This is a genomic window from Helicobacter bizzozeronii, from assembly GCF_900196775.1.
Classification (GTDB): Bacteria; Campylobacterota; Campylobacteria; order Campylobacterales; family Helicobacteraceae; genus Helicobacter; species Helicobacter bizzozeronii.
Genome location: NZ_FZLB01000035.1, coordinates 1 through 20,319, shown reverse-complemented (window position 1 = coordinate 20,319; position 20,319 = coordinate 1). Strand labels below are relative to the sequence as shown.

Sequence of the window (20,319 nt, the reverse complement as noted above, 5' to 3'; positions counted from 1 at the left end):
TGCACTCGCAAATGGTTAGAGTACTTATCATGGTTTTCTATATCCAGTCACCCTTTACGTCTTTGCTGACTAGCTGGCCGTCCAGTTCAAACTATTTTGTCGGTAAGGACATATCGGTGTGTTGAAGACGTGTGTGTTAGCTGTGTGGGATATAGTTGTAGTGTGGGGGGTTTTTTTCGGGGGGGGGGTTGGTAGGGGGGGAGTGAGAGGAGGGGTGAGGTGGAGGTGAGTATCAAAACCACGAAAGCCTAAAGCAGGTCCAAGAGAGAGTCCAAAACTTCCTTAAAGAGAGCCAAAAGGCTAGGACAAATGTGCAGGTGCGCGCCCCGCTTGAGGATTTGCAAGGGGTATTTGAGGAGGCGGTGCGAACACGCAACTTCTTAAAAGTCTTGCAGGGCTATATGCCAGAAAACGCCCAAGAGATACAGGGCTTTATTAATCAGATTGAGCAATTTTTAAAACGCGATGCGAGTTTTCAAATCGCCTTTGTGGGCACAATCAAGGCGGGCAAGTCCACCTTGATTAATGCGATGCTCAAAAAGGATTACGCCAGCGTGGATGTCAATCCTGAAACCGCCGTGCTCACTAAGTTTAAATACGGCTCTAAGCCCCTTGCCACCATCAGTTTTTACACCTCCGCCGAGTGGGCGCAACTCTTGGAGAGTGCCAAGCAGAGCGGAGGGAATTTCTTTAGGGAATACCACCAATCCCAAGCCGATCAAGAAAAGGAGAAGTGGCTAGGGATGTCTGCTATCAGCGAGCCCTTGAGTAAAGAATGTTTGGCTAAATACACCTCCTCTAGATCACCCGTGCATTATTTTGTCAAAGAGGTTACCATTGAGTTCCCCGAGTTCCCCTATGAGAAAAACATCGTCTTTGTGGATACCCCGGGCTTGAATGATGCCGTGCGCTACCGCTCGGATGTTACGCGCAACTATATCCAACGCGCCAATGTGGTTTTAATGTGTGTGAATTGCACCAATTTGCGCGATCAGGAGGTGAAGACGCTTTATAAGATTTTTGACAACACCTGCGGGCATCCAGAGAAGGTCTATACTTTGGGGACGCGTTATGACGGGCTCAACAACCCCGCCAAAGATTGGGCAAAGATCAAAGCCAAATGGACGGAGTGGCTAGTCGTGGATCACAGCGGTAAGGGCAAAACGGGTTATAGCCCTAAACTCGCTGAGCAAAACATCATCCATGTTTCTGGGCATTTGTCCTTGCTTTGCACAATGGCACAGCAAGGCACATTGGGCGCAGAGGAGGAGAAACAGCTTAAAAAGCTGTGCTATGGGTTTTTTGAAGATGGCAATGTAGCCCCCCACCTCAACGCCCTGCAAAAAATCTCTAATGTGGAGGCGATCCACCAAAGGATTAAAGAGGATGTTTTGGAGGGTGCCCAACACGAAATCTTAGAGGACACGCGCAGGAGTTACAGCGCGATCCAGCAAGAAATGAAGGGCTATTTTGGACACCACGCCCAAAGTTTGGGCGAGGATTACACCAGCGCGCGCGGGGACACCGCCCAAATCAACGCCAAGTTAGAGAAGGATAGGCGCAAGTTAAAGGACTTGGAAGAATCCAAGCGGGAGTTTGAGTTTTTGATCAGCGATTTTGATGCCGAATCCAAAAAGGTCTTAGACAATTTGGACGCGCAGATTGAGAAAATCATTAAAGAAAGCGGGGTGTGAAATGGGATTTTGGGGCAGTGTTTGGGGTGCGGTTAAGAGTGCTTGCAGTTGGGTAGCAGAAAAGGTTGGAAGTATCTTTAGTTCTGGCAGAGAAACCGCTAGTGCAGTGGGGCAGACCCCCGCTTTCAATGCTAGCAGTTACGATGATGACGATGATGAGGAATATTCAGGGCGATCGTCTGCAGAGGTTGCTCAAGAGCTCAACCAAATTTTAGCCACGCTCAAGGAAAAGGCTAGAGAGATGGCACAAGAGCCCAAACAAGCCTTGACCAACCAATGCGATGGCATGTTTAATTTCTTGGTCGAGGAGATTTACAAAATGGGGCGCAAGCGCGATCTGCACTCCCTATTGCAAAATATCAACAAACGGCGCAGTTCTCTATCTAAGGACATCAACGGCTTTCACGAGAGACTTTACACCAAGATCAGCCTAGACGATCCCAAGTGCCAAGAAATCTTTGCCCTCAGTGCAGGCAAGGAAAAAGAGGAGCGGATGGACAAGCTCATTAAACAGGTGCTCCAAGACTCCCTAAGGGGGTTTCAAGCAGAGGTTAGGGAGAAGTTGCAGGGCTCGATTGCCAGCGTGAAGGAACGCTTAGAGGATGAGCTGGCTAAGGAAGACAAATTCATCCACCACAGCTACACAGCCTTAAAAGACATCCAAGAGGCAAGCGATGTGGCTCAAAAAGAGCAAAAGCAATTAGATTTGGCTTTTGAGTTTTTTAGCGCAGCCTATGCCCGCCAGCAATTCGGGCGTTAAACACGGGGCTTAAATGGCAACAAAAGAGCAGACCCGCAAGGAGTTAGAGGGGATTTTAACCAAGTGGCGTGCAAGGGTTTTAGCCTTTTTTGATGGGCTCGCTCTAGAGGTGTTGCGCACACATTTTATCGCCTTCGATCGCTTGCTAGCGGGCGTGGATAAGAGGAGTCCTTTATTCAAGGACATTTTTAACCACCAAGTGGCTATCTTTAAGCATATCCGCTGTTTTTGTGAGAAATTGCATGCCCAAATTAGCCTAGACGATCCCAAGTGCCAAGAAATCTTTGCCCTAAGTCCGGGGCGCAACAAAGAGGATCAAATGCAAGAACGCCTAGCCCAAGTGCTCAAAGACTCCCTACAAGAGTTTAAAGGGAATGTGCGCCAATCGATTGTAGCTGTGCAGAGGATATTAAAGAACCGCCTCAATAAAGAAACAAATTTGCTTGAGCCCTGCTCTAGGCGCGTTAGGGGGTTAGAAATTCAAAGTAAGGGGCGGGAAAAAAGGGCGTTAAAATTTGCCTTTAAACACTTCATCGCCTCTTATGATTTGCACGCCTTGCAAACCCCTAAAAACGCCGCAAAGAGGCGATGATGCACCACTTTATCCTCAACAGCACAAAGGCGGATTTTTACCAGTATAAGGGCAAGAGATACGAAAGATTGGGGCTAAAAGAGCCAGAGGACGATGAGGAAAGGCAATTATTAGAGATCGCTAAGCGTTACCAAAACAACATTAAGCGCATAGAGGCACGCCTGCAACAGTATTTAGAAACCCAACTCAAAAGCTACACGCATTTGCGCTTTGAAACCCTCAAAAGTGCGGACATCACACTTAATTTAGATTTTCAAGTCTTCATCAATAGGAGCACAGACCTTACAACTACTCACCTTCATTATGTATTTAGGGCCGTGTTTAAAAGATTTGTAGCTTATAAGGTTAAACAACTCTTAGAGAAAATCCAAGGCAAGCTCTTAATGCGTAAAATCAAGGCTAGTCACCTTTGGCTAAGGCATGCTAGCGCACTCTCTTTTGAAGAGTTTCTCTGCTTCCAAACACGAAAAACACCCAAGTTTCTCTAAACTGATTGCTCCAGCAATTGTTCAATATGTGCAAGTGTGTTTTCATTAGTTTGAAACTTTGTAATGTGCTCTTGCATTTGGCTTGTTCCACTAGGCTATCTCTCCAAACCACAAAGTTGTTTGGCTGAATACAAGATCATCGGGTCGTCATGGGCAGGATAGAGGCTGTGTTCGTGATAGATTTCTGGACAATCTAGGGCTTTTTACAAATTAATGCTATCCCCATACTTGCCACAGCCAAAGCACTTCCAAGTGTTCCTACTAAAACCTAGCTATATGTTACCCACAACAGCCCTTTTTGCCGCATGTGGTTTGGGTTGGGGTGCTTGAAAGGCCCTTGTGCTCTAACCAGCGTTGCGCATCCAAGCTTGCCACCAAAAGACCCCCCGAGAATAAGAGCAAATCTTTGAGCAAGGACTGCCCACTCCCACTCAAATAAGGGAAGCCCAGATGGGGTATCCAAATACCCGGAGTGGTGATGATAAAAGAGAGGGTTACTAAGCCCATACCAGCCACCAGCAACCCGCCCACCATGCCACTTAAGGGGAACCACAGACCCAAGAGCAATAAAAGAGCCAAGAAAAGCTCCAAAGCACCGATGGCATAGGACACTTGGTAGGTCTTGTTTTGCTGGTGCCATGTGCGATCTGTTGGTGTGTCTTTGGTGTGTTCTTGGTAAGATGGGGCATGGTGGTAGAGCCACTTGCCCAAGGGCGAATGGGCTAGCAAGGGGACAATGCCCCTTGCTTCATAATCGGCAAATTTAAGCGATCCTATCCATGCCAGAATCACAAATAAACCCAAGCGGACACACCAAAAAGCGCGCTCTTTCAATTGGCTAATTTTTTGTGCGATTTGTTGATTCAATCCCATTTAAAACTCCTCAATCTAAAATCCTACACCTTAGCACAATTTTAACTAAAACACGCTAGAATGCCCGTTTTAATATTTTAAAGGAGTTTTGATGTTGAGTGTCCCAAAGAGTTGTAATCTGATTTTACAAGCTTTGGGCGTGATGGGGGCACCCAACATGGGACGCTTCTCTGTGGAGCACTTAGGCAAACTGATGCGCTAGTGTTGTGGAATTTGGATTTTTTGCCTTAAAAAAACAACACTAAAGGATCGCCATGCCAATTCAAGAGGATACCCAAAAGATAAAGCCTAGTTTTGTTGGTCTTATTCCCTTCATCGTTTTCATTGCCATTTATTTAGGTGCAGGACTTTATTTAGAACTGAGCGGGGTCAAGATGGGCTTTTACCAAGTCTCAGGACCTGTTGCTGCCACTGTGGGCGTAGCGGTGGCTTTTTTGATCTTCAAAGATAATCTAAACAAAAAATTTGATGATTTCTTAGCCGGCTGTGGGGATAAGAATATCATGATCATGTGTATCATCTACCTTTTGGCTGGGGCTTTTGCTGTGGTTAGCAAGGCTAGCGGTGGGGTGGAAGCCACGGTTAATTTGGGTTTAACCTATATCCCCGCCCCCTATTTGGCAGCTGGACTCTTTGTGATTGCTGCTTTTATCTCCACCTCCATTGGCACGAGTGTGGGCACGATTGTGGCTTTAGGGCCCATTGCCATTGGTCTAGCCCAAGAAAGCGGGCTATCCTTGCCCCTAGTCTTGGCAGCCGTGCTGGGCGGGGCGATGTTTGGGGATAATCTCTCCATCATCTCAGACACTACGATTGCTAGCACCCGCACGCAAGAGGTGGAGATGAGCGACAAATTCAAGATCAACCTTTATATTGCCCTGCCTGCTAGCATCCTCACCATTTTTCTCTTGCTGATCTTTGGCAAACCTGAGAGTATTGCCACGATGGGGACTCATGATTTTAATTTTATCAAAACCATCCCCTATCTTTTTGTGCTCTTGTTGGCTGTTTTGGGGATCAATGTCTTTGTGGTGCTCTTTTGTGGGGTCATTTTATCGGGCATCATTGGGATTTACTATGGCTCTTTTACCCTGCTGGGGTTTGCCAAAGAAATTTACAATGGCTTTTCTAGCATGCAAGAAATTTTCTTGCTCTCTTTGCTCACGGGGGGGATTGCTTTTATGGTAACCAAGCAAGGGGGCATTGCATGGATCATCTCCAAAATTGAAAAGATCATTGTGGGCAAGAAAAGCGCGAAGGTCGGGATCGCCACGCTTATTAGCCTCATTGATATTGCCATTGCCAATAACACCGTCTCTATTGTGATTGCCGGTGAGATTAGCCGCCGTATCAGCGTGCGTTTTGGGGTGGATCGCCGTGAAAGTGCGGTGATCTTAGATGTCTTTTCATGCATTTTTCAAGGGCTATTGCCTTATGGGGCGCAAATGCTTATTTTATTAGGCTTTGCTAAAGGGGCGGTGTCCTTTTTAGAGGTCTTGCCCTTGCTGTGGTATCAGGGGCTCTTAGGGGTGTTTATGCTTTTATATATTTTCTCGGGGACTTATAGCACTTGGGTGCTGAGGAGTTTAGAGAAAAAAAGAAAAGACCTCCCCCTTGCTTAGTATTGCCCATAGCCCCGATGCCGATGACATCTTTATGTTCTACCCCATTGTTTTTGGCTGGGTGGATCTGCCTAAGCCCTTCACCCACCACGCCCTAGACATTCAAACCCTCAATCAAGAAGCCCTCAAGGGCACGCATGCCATTAGTGCGGTGAGCTTTGGACTCTACCCCTTGATCAAGGACAATTACGCCTTGTTGCAATGCGCTACTAGCTTTGGGCTAGGCTATGGTCCTAAGTTGGTGCGGCGTAAAGACAAGCCCCTAAAAAAGAATTTCAAGGTCGCTTTGAGCGGGCAATACACCACCAACGCCCTTTTATTTAGACTCTACTACCCACAGGCTAGAGTGGTGTATCAAAATTTCTTAGAGATTGAGAGGGCAGTTTTAAGCGGAAAAGTGGATGCGGGCGTGCTTATCCATGAGAGTATTTTGGATTTTCATAGCGATTTGGTGGTGGAAAAAGAATTGTGGGAGATATGGTGCGAACTCTCTAACTCTACTTTGCCCTTGCCCTTAGGGGGCATGGTCTTGCGGCGATCCATCCCCCTAACCCAAGCCATTAGCTTAGAGAAAAATTTGAGTCGGGCAATCCAAATCGCCCTTGAGCATGCCGATCTGCTCTCTAGCATGCTTATGGAGCGCGGATTAATCCGAGTTGATGCCCACCACCTACGCCATTACTTGGATTTATATGCCAATGCCAGTTCTTATACACTCAGTTCAGAACAACAACAAGGCATTGATAAGCTCTTTGAGTTGGGTTTTAAGCATGGCTTGTATCCGGAGTGGATCACATGTGCGGATCATCTGATCCCTAGCCACTACCACCAGTTGAGATTTTCTTAAAGGAGGTGTTTTGCGCGGGCGGTGTCTTTCAGGGCGTTTTAGTAGCCAACAACCCAGTTACCTAGACATCCATTTTGATCATTATCAACCCCCAGAATCTAGGGGGGTAGTGGTGCAAATCGCTACGGGCATGGTGGAGCACAAACGCCACTATGTGTGGCTAGCCGAACAACTATGCGATCGGGGGTATGTGGTCTTTGTTGCCGATCACCGCGGGCATGGCTTGAGCGTGCTGGAAAATAGCACTGAGGTGTGCTGGGGGGAGATGGGGGTTGATGGCTTTGAATGGGCGGTCAAAGACATGGCAAAATTAGCCACCCACATTAAAACCCTTTACCCCACGCATAAGTTAGTGCTTTTGGGGCATAGCATGGGCTCTTTGTTAGCGCGCCGTTTGGTGCAACACAATTATTGCAAGCTAGATGCTTTGGTGCTTACAGGCACCCCCGCCCCCTTTTTGGGGCTAGGGCTCTATGTGTTCTTGCTTAAAATCTTTAGGAGTTTGGGGATAGAAATTACTTGGGGGCTTAATGCCCTTTTTTCCAAGCACCCCCGTGTGAAGGCGATGGGCTCTAAGGGGTCTTGGCTGTGCCGTGATGAGCGGGTCATCAAGCTTTATAGCATGGATAAGGCGAGTCGCTTTGTGTTTAGCACTAATAGCTTTATTTGCCTGCTTGAGGGCGCGCGCTCCGCTTTTTATGCCCATGCTTATGGGGATAAGAGTTTGCCTATTTTGCTTCTAAGTGGCTTAGATGATGTGTGCGGGGATTTTGGCGTGGGGGTCGTGCGGGCTTACCGCTGTTTGGTTAAACAAGGCTTTAGCGATATTACCCTGCGTTTGTTTGAAAAAGATCGCCACAAGATTTTTGATGAACTAGACAAACAAGAGGTCTTGCAAACCCTCTTGGGGTGGTTGGAGCGCAAGGGGCTATGATTTTTGGTTGCGCATGCGCTCTAGGTGCGCCACTTGGGCAAAGACAATCGCCACCGCCTCAAAGAGCATTTTAGGGATCACCTCATCAATATCCACTTCTTTATAAAGCTGGCGGGCTAGTTGGGGGTTTTCAATGATCTCAATCTCATGTTCTCTGGCAATCCCCTTAATGCGGATTGCCAAGTGATCGATTCCCTTAGCCACCACCACAGGAGCAGGGTCATTTTCCTCAAACCTCAAAGCCACCGCATAGTGCGTGGGGTTGGTAACCACGACATTAGCACTAGGAATTGCCGCCATCATCTTACTCATCGAATTTTTAAGCATGAGTTGCTTGATTTTGTTTTTCACCTCAGGGTTGCCCTCTTGTTGCTTGTATTCGTCCTTGACTTCTTGTTTAGTCATTTTCAGCGAGTTGATGTATTGGCGTTTTTTGATGAAAAAATCCAGTATAGAAGCCACCAAGAATAAAAATAACAAAATGGCGATGAGCCACAGGGCTTTGTCCCTAAACCACAGCAGTTGGGCTTTAAAATTGATCTTAGCCACACCCCCTAATTCTTGGGCGAACCAATAGACCACCACAAAGCCCAAAATAAAGGCGATAAAAACTTTGGTGGTGATGAGCGCGCCCTCTAAGAGCTTTTTGAGGCTAAAGAGGTTTTTAAAGCCATTGATGGGGTTGATTTTCATCAATTTAGGGGCGATCGCCTTAGGGCTGAATAAAAAGCCAAATTGCAAGACATTAGCCAAAAACGCCACCAACGCCACCACAAATAAAAAGGGCAATAAAATCCACAACAAGTCTTTTAGCAACTCCCAACCCAGCACATGCAAATTATGGGGGGTGAAATCTAATTTGATCCAGTGCAAGGATTGCCTAAACATGTCTTTAAAACCATCAAGCCAGCTACTAAAAAAGGCAAAGACACATGCAAAGCTAGCCACCAGCCCCAAAAAGCCCACCACCTCGATACTTTTAGCCACATTGCCCTCTTCACGGGCTTTTTCTATCTTTTTGGCTGAGGGGAGTTCGGTTTTTTCTTCTTCAGCCATAGATGTCCTTTAAGTGTTGGAGTGCTTCCAAATAATCTTCATAGGTGTTGAGGTTGCTAAATTCCAAACTAGCCCCCACTGCCACGCCCAAACCGCCCAATTTTGCCAAAAGCATGCGGATACTTTGGGGGGGGTCTTGCTGGAGGGTGGCTAGTGCGTCTTTGTGCCACACACTGCACAGATAAAAATTTTGCACACTTTTAGGGTAGATCACTAGGGCTTTATTTCTATGTTTATAAAGTTTTAGAATAGTCGCCCAAGAGACAAAGGGCATATCTACAGGAATCACAACTACAAAGGGGTTAGCCACGCTCAGGGCGGACATAATGCCCGCTAAAGGGGTGTAGCTAGGCATGTTATCCAACAGATAGGGGGCTTGCAGGTCATAGGGTTTTTTGCTAGAGATATAGACTTTTTCAAACCAGCTAGACATTTTATCAAATTGGTAGGCTAGGAGTGTGCTAAATTTGCCAAAGGGCAGGAGGGCTTTATTGGTTTGTTGCTGGTCTATTTGCATGCGTTTGCTCTGCCCGCCGGTTAGAATCACACAGGGCATGTCTGCCATTTTAAAAGCGCGCATTTCCTATCATTTTAAAAGAGATTTCAGCCCAAATTGTAGCTGTATTTGGTATTTTAGCCTAAAAAATCATGGAGAGAGCATGCTAATTGACACTTTTGATCGCCGCGTGGATTACTTGAGGGTGTCTGTTACCAAGCAATGTAATTTTAGATGCCAGTATTGCATGCCCACCACGCCCATGGATTTTTTTGATCGCGAGGAATTATTGCCCTTGGATAAAATGCTAGAGTTTATCAAAATCGCCATTGATGAGGGCATCCAAAAAATCCGCATCACGGGGGGCGAACCCTTAATCCGCAAAGATTTAGCCCCCTTCATTGCCAAAATACACGCCTACGCCCCCCATGTCAAGTTGGCTTTAACCACCAATGGATTTTTACTCAAAGCCCAAGCCCAAGCCCTCAAAGAGGCGGGGGTAGAACGAATCAATGTGTCTTTGGATTCGCTCAAGCCCGAACGGGTGGCGAAAATCTCACAAAAAGATGGCTTAAAAGCGGTTTTAGAGGGCGTGGAGGAGGCGTTAAAAGTGGGCTTGGGGCTGAAATTTAACATGGTCGTGTTGCAAGGCATTAATGAGGATGAAATTTTAGAGCTTTTGGAATTTGCACGGGGTAAAAACGCCCAAATCCGCTACATTGAGTTCATGGAGAACACGCATGCCAATAGCCAACTTAAAGGCTTGAGTGAGGCGCAGATTTTAGGGGTGATTCAAGCCAAATACCCTCATGTTAAGCTAATCAGCGAGGGGTTAAGCCCTTCTAAGATTTACACCCTAGAGAATGGCTATGAATTTGGCATCATCGCCCCACACAATGACGATTTTTGCAAACATTGCAATAAAATCCGCCTGAGTGCGGATGGCACGATTTTCCCCTGTCTTTATTACCAAGATAGCGTGAGCGCAAAGGAGGCGATTTTAAAGGGCACGCCTAGCCAAATGCGCCAAGCCCTGCACCAAAGCGTGCAAAACAAACCTGAAAAGAATTTATGGCAAGCAGGCATGCAAAACCAAGTGTCTGAACGGGCATTTTACAAAACGGGGGGATGAAGCAAAAAGGATGACAATGGATTTATTAGAACAAGCCCTAAGCGGGCAATGCAATGAGGCAAGCACTCTGGCTAAACTCTATGATTATGATTTATTTGTATTGGCAGAAGTAGCACACACTATACGCACCAACAAGCACCAAGACAAGGTTTTTTTCAACACCAACCGCCACATCAACCCGAGCAATATTTGCGCGGATAGCTGTAAGTTCTGCGCTTTTTCAGCCAGCCGCAAGAACCCCAACCCCTATGAGATGACTCAGGAGCAAATTTTGGAGCAAATCCAAGATTCCTATGCTAGGGGCATTAAAGAGGTGCATGTGGTGGGCGCACACAACCCTAATTATAGCTATGAATGGTATTTGGGGCTCTTTGGGGCGATCAAGGCAAGCTTTAAGGATTTACACTTAAAGGCGATGACCGCCGCTGAGGTGCATTTTTTAAGCAGCAAGTTTAACAAGCCCTACCAAGAGGTGTTAGAGGACATGGTGGGTGCGGGCGTGGATAGCATGCCCGGGGGTGGGGCAGAGATTTTTGATGAAAAGGTAAGAAAGCACATTTGTGCGGGCAAGGTCAGCTCTACTAGGTGGCTTGAAATCCACCAATATTGGCATTCTTTGGGTAAAATGAGTAATGCGACCATGCTTTTTGGGCATGTGGAGAATAGAGAGCACCGCTTGGATCACATGCTACGCTTAAAGGCTACGCAGAGTCCAGCTGACAAAGTGGAGGCAAAGCAGGGGGGGTTTAATGCCTTTATCCCCCTACTCTACCAAAGGGATCATAATTTTTTGAAGGTGCAAAGAAGCCCAAGTGCCCTTGAAATCTTAAAGACGATCGCCATTGCCCGCATTGTGCTAGACAATATCCCCCACATCAAGGCTTATTGGGCGACTTTGGGCTTGAATTTGGCGGTGGTGGCTCAAGAATTTGGCGCAGATGATTTAGATGGCACCATTGAGGTGGAGATGATCCAATCAGCCGGGGGGGCTAAGAGCAAGCGGGGGGTTAGCAAGGAGGATTTGATTTACCAAATTAAAGATGCGTGTTTTTGTGCGGTGGAGAGGGATAGCCTTTATAATCCTTTGAGGGTGTGGTAGTCTATTAGGTGTTGATTTACCAAAGCTTCATTTTTTTATTACTTTTGGAAAAATTGGGTATAATAAGGGTCAATCCAAATCATCATGCTTGAATTGTGAGGACAGCAACATTAAAAAGTTTCTCGCCGTTATTGTGGTTTGCATCGGTCAGTTTTTCTCACCCTTGGACGCGCAAGAGCGCATCAAAAGCATCGAATATGAAGATCTCTCCTACATGTCAGATATGCTGGCTAATGAAATCACCAAGATTAGGCAAAATGACATTTTAGACCCTGAAAAAATCGATGAAGCGATCTTAGCACTTTATAATCAAGGTTACTTCCAAGATGTTTATGCCACCTTCGATCATGGCAAATTGGTGTTTCACTTTAAAGAAAAGCCTAGAATTGCGAGTATTGAAATTAAGGGCTATGGCACAGAAAAGGAAAAAGAAAACCTCTATACCCAAATGGGGATCAAAAAGGGGGATACCTACGATGAAACCAAATTAGAAAATGCCAAATATATTTTAAAAGCTGCCCTAGAACAACAAGGCTTTTATGGGAGCGTGGTGGAAGTGCGCACCGAGAAGCTAGCCAATCAAGGGGCTTACCGCATCATCTTTGATGTGAATCGGGGGAATAATATCCACATCACCCGCTCGGTTTATGAAGGGCGCAAGCAACTCAAGCAACGCGTAGTGGAAAGCTTGAGTGCGAACAAACAACGCGACTTTATGGGCTGGATGTGGGGGCTTAACTCGGGTAAATTGCACTTAAACGAATTAGAATATGACTCCATGCGCATCCAAGATGTCTATTTACGCCATGGTTTCCTCGATGTCAATGTGTCCTCACCTTTTTTGAACACCAACTTTGGCACGCATAAAGCCAAACTCTACTATAAAGTCAAGGAGGGGATTCAATACCGCGTTTCAGGCATTGAAATCCAAATCAATAAACCCGTTGTGCCCATCCCCAAATTGCTCAAGGCAATCAAGGTGCAAAAGGGCGCAGTCTTTAACATTGAACACATGCGCGCCGATGCGCAAATCTTAAAAAGAGAGGTCGCCGATCAGGGGTATGCCTTTGCGGTGGTTAAACCAGACTTAGATAAAGATGAAAAACATGGCAAGGTGAAGGTGATTTACCGCATTGAAACTGGGGATATGGTCTATATCAATGATATCATCATCTCGGGCAACCAACGCACCAGCGATCGGGTGATTCGCCGTGAGGTGTGGTTAAGCCCTAAGGAGCGTTACAGCCTAACCAAAGTCGCCAACTCAGAAAGTGCCTTACGCCGTTTGGGCTTTTTCTCTAAGGTCAAGATTGAGGAAAGACGGGTTAATAGCCAGTTGATGGACCTCTTGGTGAATGTGGAAGAGGGGCGTACAGGGCAGTTGCAATTTGGCGTGGGGTATGGGAGCTATGGGGGGTTGATGCTCAATGGGAGCGTGAGCGAGAAAAACCTCTTTGGCACGGGCCAAAACATGAGCTTGTATGCCAACATCTCCACAGGTGGGGGCAATCGGAATTATGGGATTAGAGGCAGTGGGCGGATGTTCTCGGGGAACTTGACCCTAACCAACCCACGCATCTTTGATAGCCGCTATAGCTCTTCTATTAGCCTCTTTGCCGAATATATCATCAATTATAACTACATCCAACAAGGCGGGGGTTTTCGCGTGAGTGCGGGGCGCATGCTCACCAACACCTTTAGCATGAACCTAGGTTATAGCTACAACATCACCAAGATTTTGGGGTTTTCTAGCCCCTTGTATGAACAATTTTATAGCAGCCAAAACACCATTATTACGGTCAATGGAGAACCCGTTAAACTTAGTAATGGGCAGTTTATGCGTGGGCTTTGGAATCGCGATTACCACACACCCGCAATCAGCTCTTTTACTCTCAGCACCAACTTTGATAACACCGATGACTACTATTTCCCCAAAAATGGCTTTACTTTTGCCAATTATGTTACCATGGCGGGTTTGCCCTCCAAAGGGGACTTAAATTCGTGGAATGGGCTGGGGGGGAATGTGCGTAATGTCAAAATTTATGGTAAATTTGCCGCCTACCACCACCTGCAAAAATACATTTTGATTGATTTGATCGCGCGCTTTAAAACCCAAGGGGGCTACATCTTCCGTTATAACACAGAAGACTACTTGCCCCTAAACTCGGTCTTTTATCTAGGGGGTGTTACCACAGTTAGGGGCTTTAGGAGCAGTTCGATCACACCCCGCACGCCTTTGGGCATGTGGGTGGGGGGCGATGGGCTTTATACGGGCTCTGTGGAGTTGAGCTATGGGCTTTTAAAGTCAGCTAAAATGCGCTTGGCGTGGTTTTTTGACTGGGGCTTTTTGACCTTTAAAACCCCCACCAAAACCGGGGGCTTTTGGCAACAAGCCTATGGGACTGATGTGAGTTTTAAAGATTATGGTGTGGTCGGTGCGGGCTATGAACATGGCACTTGGCGCGCCTCTACAGGTTTGCAAATTGAATGGATTTCACCTATGGGTCCTCTAGTCTTGATCTTCCCCATTGCCTTTTTCAATGATTGGAGCGACAAAAGAGGTCTATATTTCAACCCCAACATGGGCGATCTCACCCAGCGTTTCGAATTTTCTATGGGGACTCGTTTTTAGGAGAAAACATGCGTTTGAGCAAAGCAGAATTACTCGATTACATGGCACACAAGCCCTTAAAGGAATTGGGGCAAATGGCATTAGCCAAAAAGCAGGAGTTGCACCCGGATAACACCACGACCTTTATTGTGGATCGCAATATCAATTACACCAATATTTGTTTTGTGGATTGTAAGTTCTGTGCTTTTAAACGCACGCTCAAGGACAAAGACGCTTATATTTTGGATTTTGACACCATCGATAAAAAAATCGAGGAACTTTTAGCCATCGGGGGCACGCAGATTCTCTTTCAAGGCGGGGTGCATCCCCAGCTCAAAATTGACTATTATGAAAATCTGATCGCCCACATCGCCCAAAAATTCCCCACCATCACCATCCATGGCTTTTCAGCGGTGGAGATTGACTATATTAGCAAAATCTCTAAACTATCCTTGTCAGAGGTGCTAGCCCGTTTAAAAGCAGCGGGCTTAAGCTCGATCCCGGGGGCAGGTGCAGAGATGTTAAGCGATCGGGTTAGAAAAGTGATCGCGCCTAAAAAGCTGAGTGCGGATCGCTGGATTGAGGTGCATAAAGAGGCGCACAAACTGGACATCAAAAGCACGGCGACCATGATGTTTGGCACGACAGACACCAATGAGGACATCGCCGAGCACTTGGAGCGGGTGCGCAATCTGCAAGATGAAACGGGGGGCTTTCGGGCATTTATTTTGTGGAGTTTCCAGCCCGATTTTACCCCCTTGCAACAAGAAATGCCCCATATTAGAAAAGCCAGCTCGAATCGCTATTTGCGCCTCTTGGCTTGTAGCCGGTTATTTTTGGATAATATTAAAAATATCCAAAGTTCATGGGTTACGCAAGGAGCGTTCATCGGGCAGTTAGCGCTCTTATTTGGGGCTAATGATCTAGGGAGTGTGATGATGGAGGAAAATGTCGTCAAGGCGGCAGGCACGAGTTTTTGTTTGAACGAACAAGAGATGGTGGCTTTAATTGGGGATATTGGGAGCCTTGCAGCCAAACGCAACACCGCTTATGAAATTTTAAAGAGATACCATGCCTAAGATACGCTATATTTTATTAGGGCTCTTGATCGTAGCACTCATCATCATTGGAATATGGAAGGAAAGAAAAATGGAACAAAATAAACAAGGCACGCAACAAGCCCAGACCATCAAACGCAATCAGATCGGGGAAGGGATTAAGTATTTTGAGGTCAAGGGGATCAAGGTCCCCGTGATCTATGAGGAAAACCACCTCTTGCCTATGGGGGCGATCAAGTTCATGTTCATGGGTGGGGGCAATATCATGGACAAGGACAAGTTTGGGCTTTCCAAATTAAGTGCTAGCATACTCAATGAGGGCACTAAGGAGCTAGGCAGTGTCAAATTTGCCGAACAGCTTGAGGAACTAGCCATCACGCTAGATGCCGATATCCGCTTGGAGTCCTTGCATATTGATTTGAGTTTTTTAAAAGAATACCAAGATAAGGCGGTTGGCTACCTCCATGATCTCTTGCTCTCGCCCAATCTCACCCCCAGTGCCCTAGAAAAGGTGCAAAAACGCATGACCGCAGCAGCTCTAAACAAGATGAGTAATTTTGACTACTTAGCCCAGCTAGAGCTCAATGGGATTTTATTTGCTAACACCCCCCTAGCCCACCCCTCCATTGGGACACCCAAGAGCATTAAATCCATCTCTTTAGAAGATGTCAAAAAACGCCTAGAGGACGCGCTAGACATTGAGCGACTCATCATTGTGATGGGCGGGGATATGGATATTGATAAAACCCTAGAGGCTTTAAAACCCACCCTAGAAGCCCTCCCCTCCAACAAACCCTTTTTCACCCCCTATTTTAGCACCACGCAAAAACCCGAAACCAAAGTCATCTATAAGGACAGCCAACAAGCCTATATTTACTTTGGCTCGCCCTTCCACATGAAAGACTTAGAAAAAGAATTGCCCTTAGCCAAAGTGATGGGCTTTGTGCTAGGCTCTAGTGGCTTTGGCTCGCGCTTGATGGATACAATTCGGGTTAAAGAGGGCTTGGCTTATAGTGCTTACATGCGTATCCAACTCTCTAGAATCATCAACTGCACCACGGGCTATTTACAAACCAAATTAGAAAACCAAGATAAGAGCATTGCTTTAGTGCGGGAAGTCATTAAAGAGTTTGTGGCAAAGGGGATCACCCAAGAGGAACTAGATGGGGCTAAAAAATTCTTACTAGGCTCTGAACCCCTAGCCAATGAAACTTTAAGCAAGCGTTTGACCACCAAGTTCCACAACTTTTATTTGGGTCTGCCCTTGGATTATGACAAGATCATGCTCGATCGCATCCGCCATTTGAGCCTTGCTGAGATCAACGACTACATCAAATCCCACACCGAGATCAATGACTTGAGCTTTGGCATTGTTACGATGGATCCCAAAATCCAAGAACAAAAAGAGGAAAAAAAGCAACAAATGGCACCCAAGGATAGTATCTAAAGGAGTTTTATGTTTGAAACCATTATCGGACTAGAGGTGCATGCCCAGCTCAACACGCAAACCAAGATTTTTTGTTCCTGCCCGACTAGCTTTAAGGACACCCCCAATAGCCACACCTGCCCGGTGTGCTTAGGGTTGCCCGGAGCCCTGCCCGTGCTGAATAAACAAGCCCTAGCTAAGGCGATCGCCTTTGGCACGGCGATCAATGCCACAATCAACCAAAATAGCATTTTTGCACGCAAGAATTATTTCTACCCCGATTTGCCCAAAGCCTACCAAATCTCCCAATACGAGTTGCCTATTGTCAGCGATGGGTATTTAGATATTGAGCTGGAGGGGCAAGTTAAACGCATTGGCATTGAGCGCGCCCATTTAGAGGAGGATGCGGGTAAGAATATCCACGAGCATGCCTTTTCTAAGGTGGATTTGAATCGCGCGGGCACACCCCTTTTAGAGATTGTGAGCCGCCCGGATATGCGTAGCCCCCAAGAGGCGATTAGCTATCTGAAAAAATTACATGCCATTGTGTGTTTTTTAGATATTTGCGATGGGAATATGCAAGAGGGTAATTTTAGGTGCGATGCCAATGTCTCTATCCGCCCCAAGGGCGATCCCAAGCTTTATACCCGTGTGGAGATCAAAAACCTCAATAGCTTTAGATTCATCCAAAAAGCCATTGAATACGAGGTGGAACGCCAAAGCGAGGCTTACGAACGCGGGACTTACGCTAAAGAGGTGGTGCAAGAAACGAGGCTTTTTGACACCACAAAGGGGATCACCCAGTCGATGCGCAACAAAGAGGGGGCAGCTGATTATCGCTACTTTCCCGATCCCGATCTTAGGCGTGTGTTTATCCCGCCTGCACTCTTGCAAAAAGCCCAAAATATCCCCGAGTTGCCCGAAGTCAAGAAACAACGCTATGTCCAAAGTCTAGGGCTTAAGAGTGAAGATGCCCAAATGTTGGTTAGCGATGTGGGAATCGCGCGTTATTTTGAGGAAATGGTGGCTTTGGGTGCGAGTGCTAAGGGGAGTTTTACATGGCTGGCAGTGGAGCTAATGGGGCGTTTGGGGGGCGAGCAAAGTCTAGAAAATTGCGCCATCCAAGCTAATACGCTGGGTTTATTAGTGCGCCACATTGACACCGGGCATATCTCAGGCAAGGCGGGCAAAGAGATTTTAGATAAGCTGATGGAGCAGAAAACGACCCAGCCCAGCGATGTGGATAATTGGATTAACCAGCTGGGCTTGGCACAAGTGGATGATAGTGCTCTGCTTTTGCAAGCCATTGAGGAAGTGCTAGCCCAACACGCTGATAAGGTCGCTGAATACCAAAATGGTAAGGTCAAACTCTTTGGCTTTTTTGTGGGGCAAGTGCTCAAACGCTTAAAAAATGCCAACCCCACCACGATCAACACGCTTTTAAAAGAAAAACTGGGCTCTTAGAGTCCCTCCTTGGGGGCACTTGGCAGATGCCCTAAATTCTAGAGGTGTTGCCACACTTTTTAAATCCAAATCTACAAGGGTTTTTAGTATTCCTGCAATCTCACTCCCCAAAATGAATGTGGCAATGTGTTACAATGGGGGAAAAATAAAAGGCATCTCATGAAAAAACTCCTATGTTTTTTAATTTGTTTCCTAGCATCCTTACACGCCATGGACGATCGCAAAGCGATGGAGCAGGTCAAGCAGTGGGTGCGGGATTTTGTGCCCAAAGAGATGAGCCAAGATGCCAACAATTACTATGTGATCAGCCCCCAAGCAGAATGGAGCGTGGAGAACAAAGTCCCCATTGAGTTTAAGGGGGAAAAATACACCTTTCTTTATGCCAAAGCCAAGTTTTATGCCAATAATGAAGCCACCAACAATGCGTGGATGTGCTCGGGTGTGTTGTATCAAGGCAAACTTTACAAGGGTTTTTGTTTGGAGGGTTTTAATGGGGCTTTATTTGCCCAAGTTGTGGAGCATAACCAAGAACCCTATTTGGTTTTAGTGCTTGGGGGGGGTTTTGATTATTATGAGCAGCCCACATTACCTATTCTGGTGTTTAAAATTATCGATCGCACCTTTTACCTAGATTATTACGGCGCACAGAGTGCTTATGCTAGAATCGATCGCTATTGTCTATCCCAAGATGACCCAGAGGGCGCGCATAAAATCGCCATGGGTGAGCTCAACAATAACATTTTGAATCAATTAAAAATGCAGGTCAAAGATCGCCTCTGTGGTCTCAAAAATCCTCCCCAACAACTCCCCGTAGATGTTACGATGGGCAAGCGATCTTATACTCTATTCCAAATCGCCCCCTATTTTTACTTGGATCACACCCCTCTTGCTGGTTGTGATTATATCCGCCCCCAAGGTCTTGGATATTGGGCTCTATGCCATAGCGCAGGGGCGCAAACTAAATTCACCCACAAGGGGCGTTTTTTGACCCTAGAGAGTTATTGGCAAAATAAACCCACCTCTAAACCTTTTATCAAGGCTTACAAAGGTTTCATCACTCTAAAAGAAATCGATGGGGCTTTGTATTTATACCAGTATAGCCAACAAGTTTTCCAAGTGGAGACCAAGAGCGCTTTTAAAGAACTTTTAGGCACAGATATTTTTTACAGACAACCCAGAGACGATCCCAATGCTAAAAATTTGCTCCCATTGGATAAACTAAGCATCCCCAAACTCTCCAAACTTGAAACCGAGTGCCGTTTCCGTGGGCTGTGTGCGCGCAGATGAAAAAGATATTGGGGTTTTTGATCGGGGTGGCGATTTTGGGTGCTGGTAATCTATTTGCCACAACGCAAGCACAAGCCTTAGGGGCAATCAAACAATGGCTAGCAGATTTTATGCAAGCTGGGCAGTATCAGCGTTTCTTTTTATACCCCCCTGCAAGCGATTTGCCCTCTAGTCTAGATGATTACCCAAGATATAGTGCCCCATGCCCAAAGGATAAGCCCCACTGCCATAAGATCAACACCTTTCTTTTGAGCGCCTATGGCGAGTTTTACAAAGATTATCAGGTGCAAGCTAAGGGCATGTGTTTGGGCATCATCAAGCCAAGTGGCGCGCTTGAAAAAGGTTTTTGTTTGAAAGATTTCACAGAACCTAGCTTTGAGGATACCCCCAAACAAGGCATTAGACTCATCAAATTAGCCATGTTGCGCTTCATCCCGCCCACGCTCACTTCTCAAGCCCAACATAAGCCTGTTGTGCTCGAATTTAGGATCGCTAGCAAAGAGGGGTTTTATTTATACCGATTTAGAGAATTTAAAGGTTGGTGGCACTCTGACTACTATGATTTTTACGATCAATTAAGAGATGATCCTAACGACCCCTACAAATACCCCCTAGAGGCTGTTACAAACCAACTTTTAGAGCATTTTAAAACCATGCCCCGTATTTTTGCCTTTAAAGGGGAATCCCTGCAAAACTCCATAGACTATCTTGTCATGCAAGACACGCCCTATACCCTTGTGCGTAGCACCCCCAAGCCCCATTCAAAACTTGGCGATTTGGTGTGCTTGAGCATTTTGCACCAGCAACAAATTATCGGGCGCAGTCTGTGTTTAGAGGGTTACCAGCAAGGCGGATTTGCCCATCAAGGGGATTTGCTTAA

The 20,319-nt window shown here is 46.3% G+C and carries 18 protein-coding genes; 15 read left to right on the top strand and 3 right to left on the bottom strand.

Annotated elements, in window-relative coordinates; translation table 11 throughout:
• Positions 1 to 311 precede the first annotated feature (311 nt).
• Genes C5684_RS04560 through C5684_RS04545 form a run of 4 tightly spaced genes read left to right on the top strand, consistent with a single transcriptional unit; the run spans position 312 to position 3,534 of the window.
• Positions 312 to 1,694 carry a dynamin family protein gene (locus C5684_RS04560; RefSeq protein ID WP_104639547.1) on the top strand — a complete coding sequence of 461 codons (1,383 nt, stop codon included), beginning with the start codon at positions 312 to 314 and terminating at the stop codon, positions 1,692 to 1,694.
• A gap of 1 nt (position 1,695) precedes the next feature.
• The gene (locus C5684_RS04555; protein ID WP_104639546.1) at positions 1,696 to 2,454 is read left to right on the top strand and encodes a hypothetical protein; all 759 of its coding nucleotides are present in this window, start codon (positions 1,696 to 1,698) and stop codon (positions 2,452 to 2,454) included.
• Positions 2,455 to 2,467: 13 nt separating this feature from the next.
• Positions 2,468 to 3,046, top strand: a complete 579-nt coding sequence (locus tag C5684_RS04550) for a hypothetical protein (protein ID WP_104639545.1) — start codon at positions 2,468 to 2,470, stop codon at positions 3,044 to 3,046.
• A complete protein-coding gene (locus C5684_RS04545) occupies positions 3,046 to 3,534 on the top strand; it encodes a hypothetical protein (RefSeq protein WP_104639544.1) in 489 nt (162 codons plus the stop codon). Before C5684_RS04550 ends, C5684_RS04545 begins: the two co-directional genes overlap by 1 nt.
• Positions 3,535 to 3,813: 279 nt before the next feature.
• Here the strand turns inward: C5684_RS04545 and C5684_RS04540 are convergent, their stop codons facing one another.
• A complete protein-coding gene (locus tag C5684_RS04540) occupies positions 3,814 to 4,407 on the bottom strand; it encodes a YkgB family protein (RefSeq protein WP_104639543.1) in 594 nt (197 codons plus the stop codon).
• Between the two features lie 254 nt (positions 4,408 to 4,661).
• Here C5684_RS04540 and C5684_RS04535 point away from each other — a divergent pair, with 254 nt between their 5' ends.
• The 3 genes from C5684_RS04535 to C5684_RS04525 are packed head-to-tail and all read left to right on the top strand — an operon-like array spanning position 4,662 to position 7,810.
• Positions 4,662 to 6,029 carry a Na+/H+ antiporter NhaC family protein gene (locus C5684_RS04535; protein ID WP_104639542.1) on the top strand — a complete coding sequence of 456 codons (1,368 nt, stop codon included), beginning with the start codon at positions 4,662 to 4,664 and terminating at the stop codon, positions 6,027 to 6,029.
• 34 nt (positions 6,030 to 6,063) lie between these two features.
• Positions 6,064 to 6,876 carry a menaquinone biosynthesis family protein gene (locus C5684_RS04530; RefSeq protein ID WP_407645767.1) on the top strand — a complete coding sequence of 271 codons (813 nt, stop codon included), beginning with the start codon at positions 6,064 to 6,066 and terminating at the stop codon, positions 6,874 to 6,876.
• 10 nt (positions 6,877 to 6,886) lie between these two features.
• Positions 6,887 to 7,810, top strand: a complete 924-nt coding sequence (locus C5684_RS04525) for an alpha/beta fold hydrolase (protein ID WP_104639540.1) — start codon at positions 6,887 to 6,889, stop codon at positions 7,808 to 7,810.
• Here the strand turns inward: C5684_RS04525 and flhB are convergent.
• Positions 7,805 to 8,866, bottom strand: coding sequence for a flagellar biosynthesis protein FlhB (gene flhB / locus C5684_RS04520; RefSeq protein ID WP_104639539.1), 1,062 nt, complete (start codon positions 8,864 to 8,866; stop codon positions 7,805 to 7,807). The genes C5684_RS04525 and flhB overlap by 6 nt on opposite strands.
• On the bottom strand, positions 8,859 to 9,446 hold the full coding sequence (locus C5684_RS04515; protein WP_233708655.1) for an NTP transferase domain-containing protein: 588 nt from the start codon (positions 9,444 to 9,446) through the stop codon (positions 8,859 to 8,861). Before C5684_RS04515 ends, flhB begins: the two co-directional genes overlap by 8 nt.
• A gap of 79 nt (positions 9,447 to 9,525) precedes the next feature.
• On the opposite strand from C5684_RS04515, the gene moaA reads away from it, so the two are divergent.
• The 8 genes from moaA to C5684_RS04475 all read left to right on the top strand — a co-directional run.
• Positions 9,526 to 10,494 carry a GTP 3',8-cyclase MoaA gene (gene moaA, locus C5684_RS04510; protein WP_104639538.1) on the top strand — a complete coding sequence of 323 codons (969 nt, stop codon included), beginning with the start codon at positions 9,526 to 9,528 and terminating at the stop codon, positions 10,492 to 10,494.
• Between the two features lie 16 nt (positions 10,495 to 10,510).
• Positions 10,511 to 11,593: an aminofutalosine synthase MqnE gene (gene mqnE / locus C5684_RS04505; protein ID WP_104639537.1), complete on the top strand. Its 1,083-nt coding sequence runs from the start codon at positions 10,511 to 10,513 to the stop codon at positions 11,591 to 11,593.
• 163 nt (positions 11,594 to 11,756) lie between these two features.
• Positions 11,757 to 14,225 carry an outer membrane protein assembly factor BamA gene (bamA, locus tag C5684_RS04500; RefSeq protein WP_104639549.1) on the top strand — a complete coding sequence of 823 codons (2,469 nt, stop codon included), beginning with the start codon at positions 11,757 to 11,759 and terminating at the stop codon, positions 14,223 to 14,225.
• Between the two features lie 8 nt (positions 14,226 to 14,233).
• Entirely contained in the window at positions 14,234 to 15,283 is a 1,050-nt protein-coding gene (locus tag C5684_RS04495; protein ID WP_104639536.1) for a dehypoxanthine futalosine cyclase, read from the top strand.
• A 202-nt stretch (positions 15,284 to 15,485) separates the two neighbouring features.
• Positions 15,486 to 16,709: a M16 family metallopeptidase gene (locus C5684_RS04490; protein ID WP_104639548.1), complete on the top strand. Its 1,224-nt coding sequence runs from the start codon at positions 15,486 to 15,488 to the stop codon at positions 16,707 to 16,709.
• 9 nt (positions 16,710 to 16,718) lie between these two features.
• Positions 16,719 to 18,152, top strand: coding sequence for an Asp-tRNA(Asn)/Glu-tRNA(Gln) amidotransferase subunit GatB (gatB, locus tag C5684_RS04485; protein WP_013891192.1), 1,434 nt, complete (start codon positions 16,719 to 16,721; stop codon positions 18,150 to 18,152).
• A 159-nt stretch (positions 18,153 to 18,311) separates the two neighbouring features.
• Positions 18,312 to 19,439 (top strand): hypothetical protein, encoded by a 1,128-nt coding sequence (locus tag C5684_RS04480; RefSeq protein ID WP_104639535.1) that lies wholly within the window; start codon positions 18,312 to 18,314, stop codon positions 19,437 to 19,439.
• Positions 19,436 to 20,319, top strand: an 884-nt coding sequence (locus tag C5684_RS04475; protein ID WP_104639534.1) for a hypothetical protein, incomplete at its 3' end; no start/stop codon positions are given. The genes C5684_RS04480 and C5684_RS04475, both read left to right, overlap by 4 nt.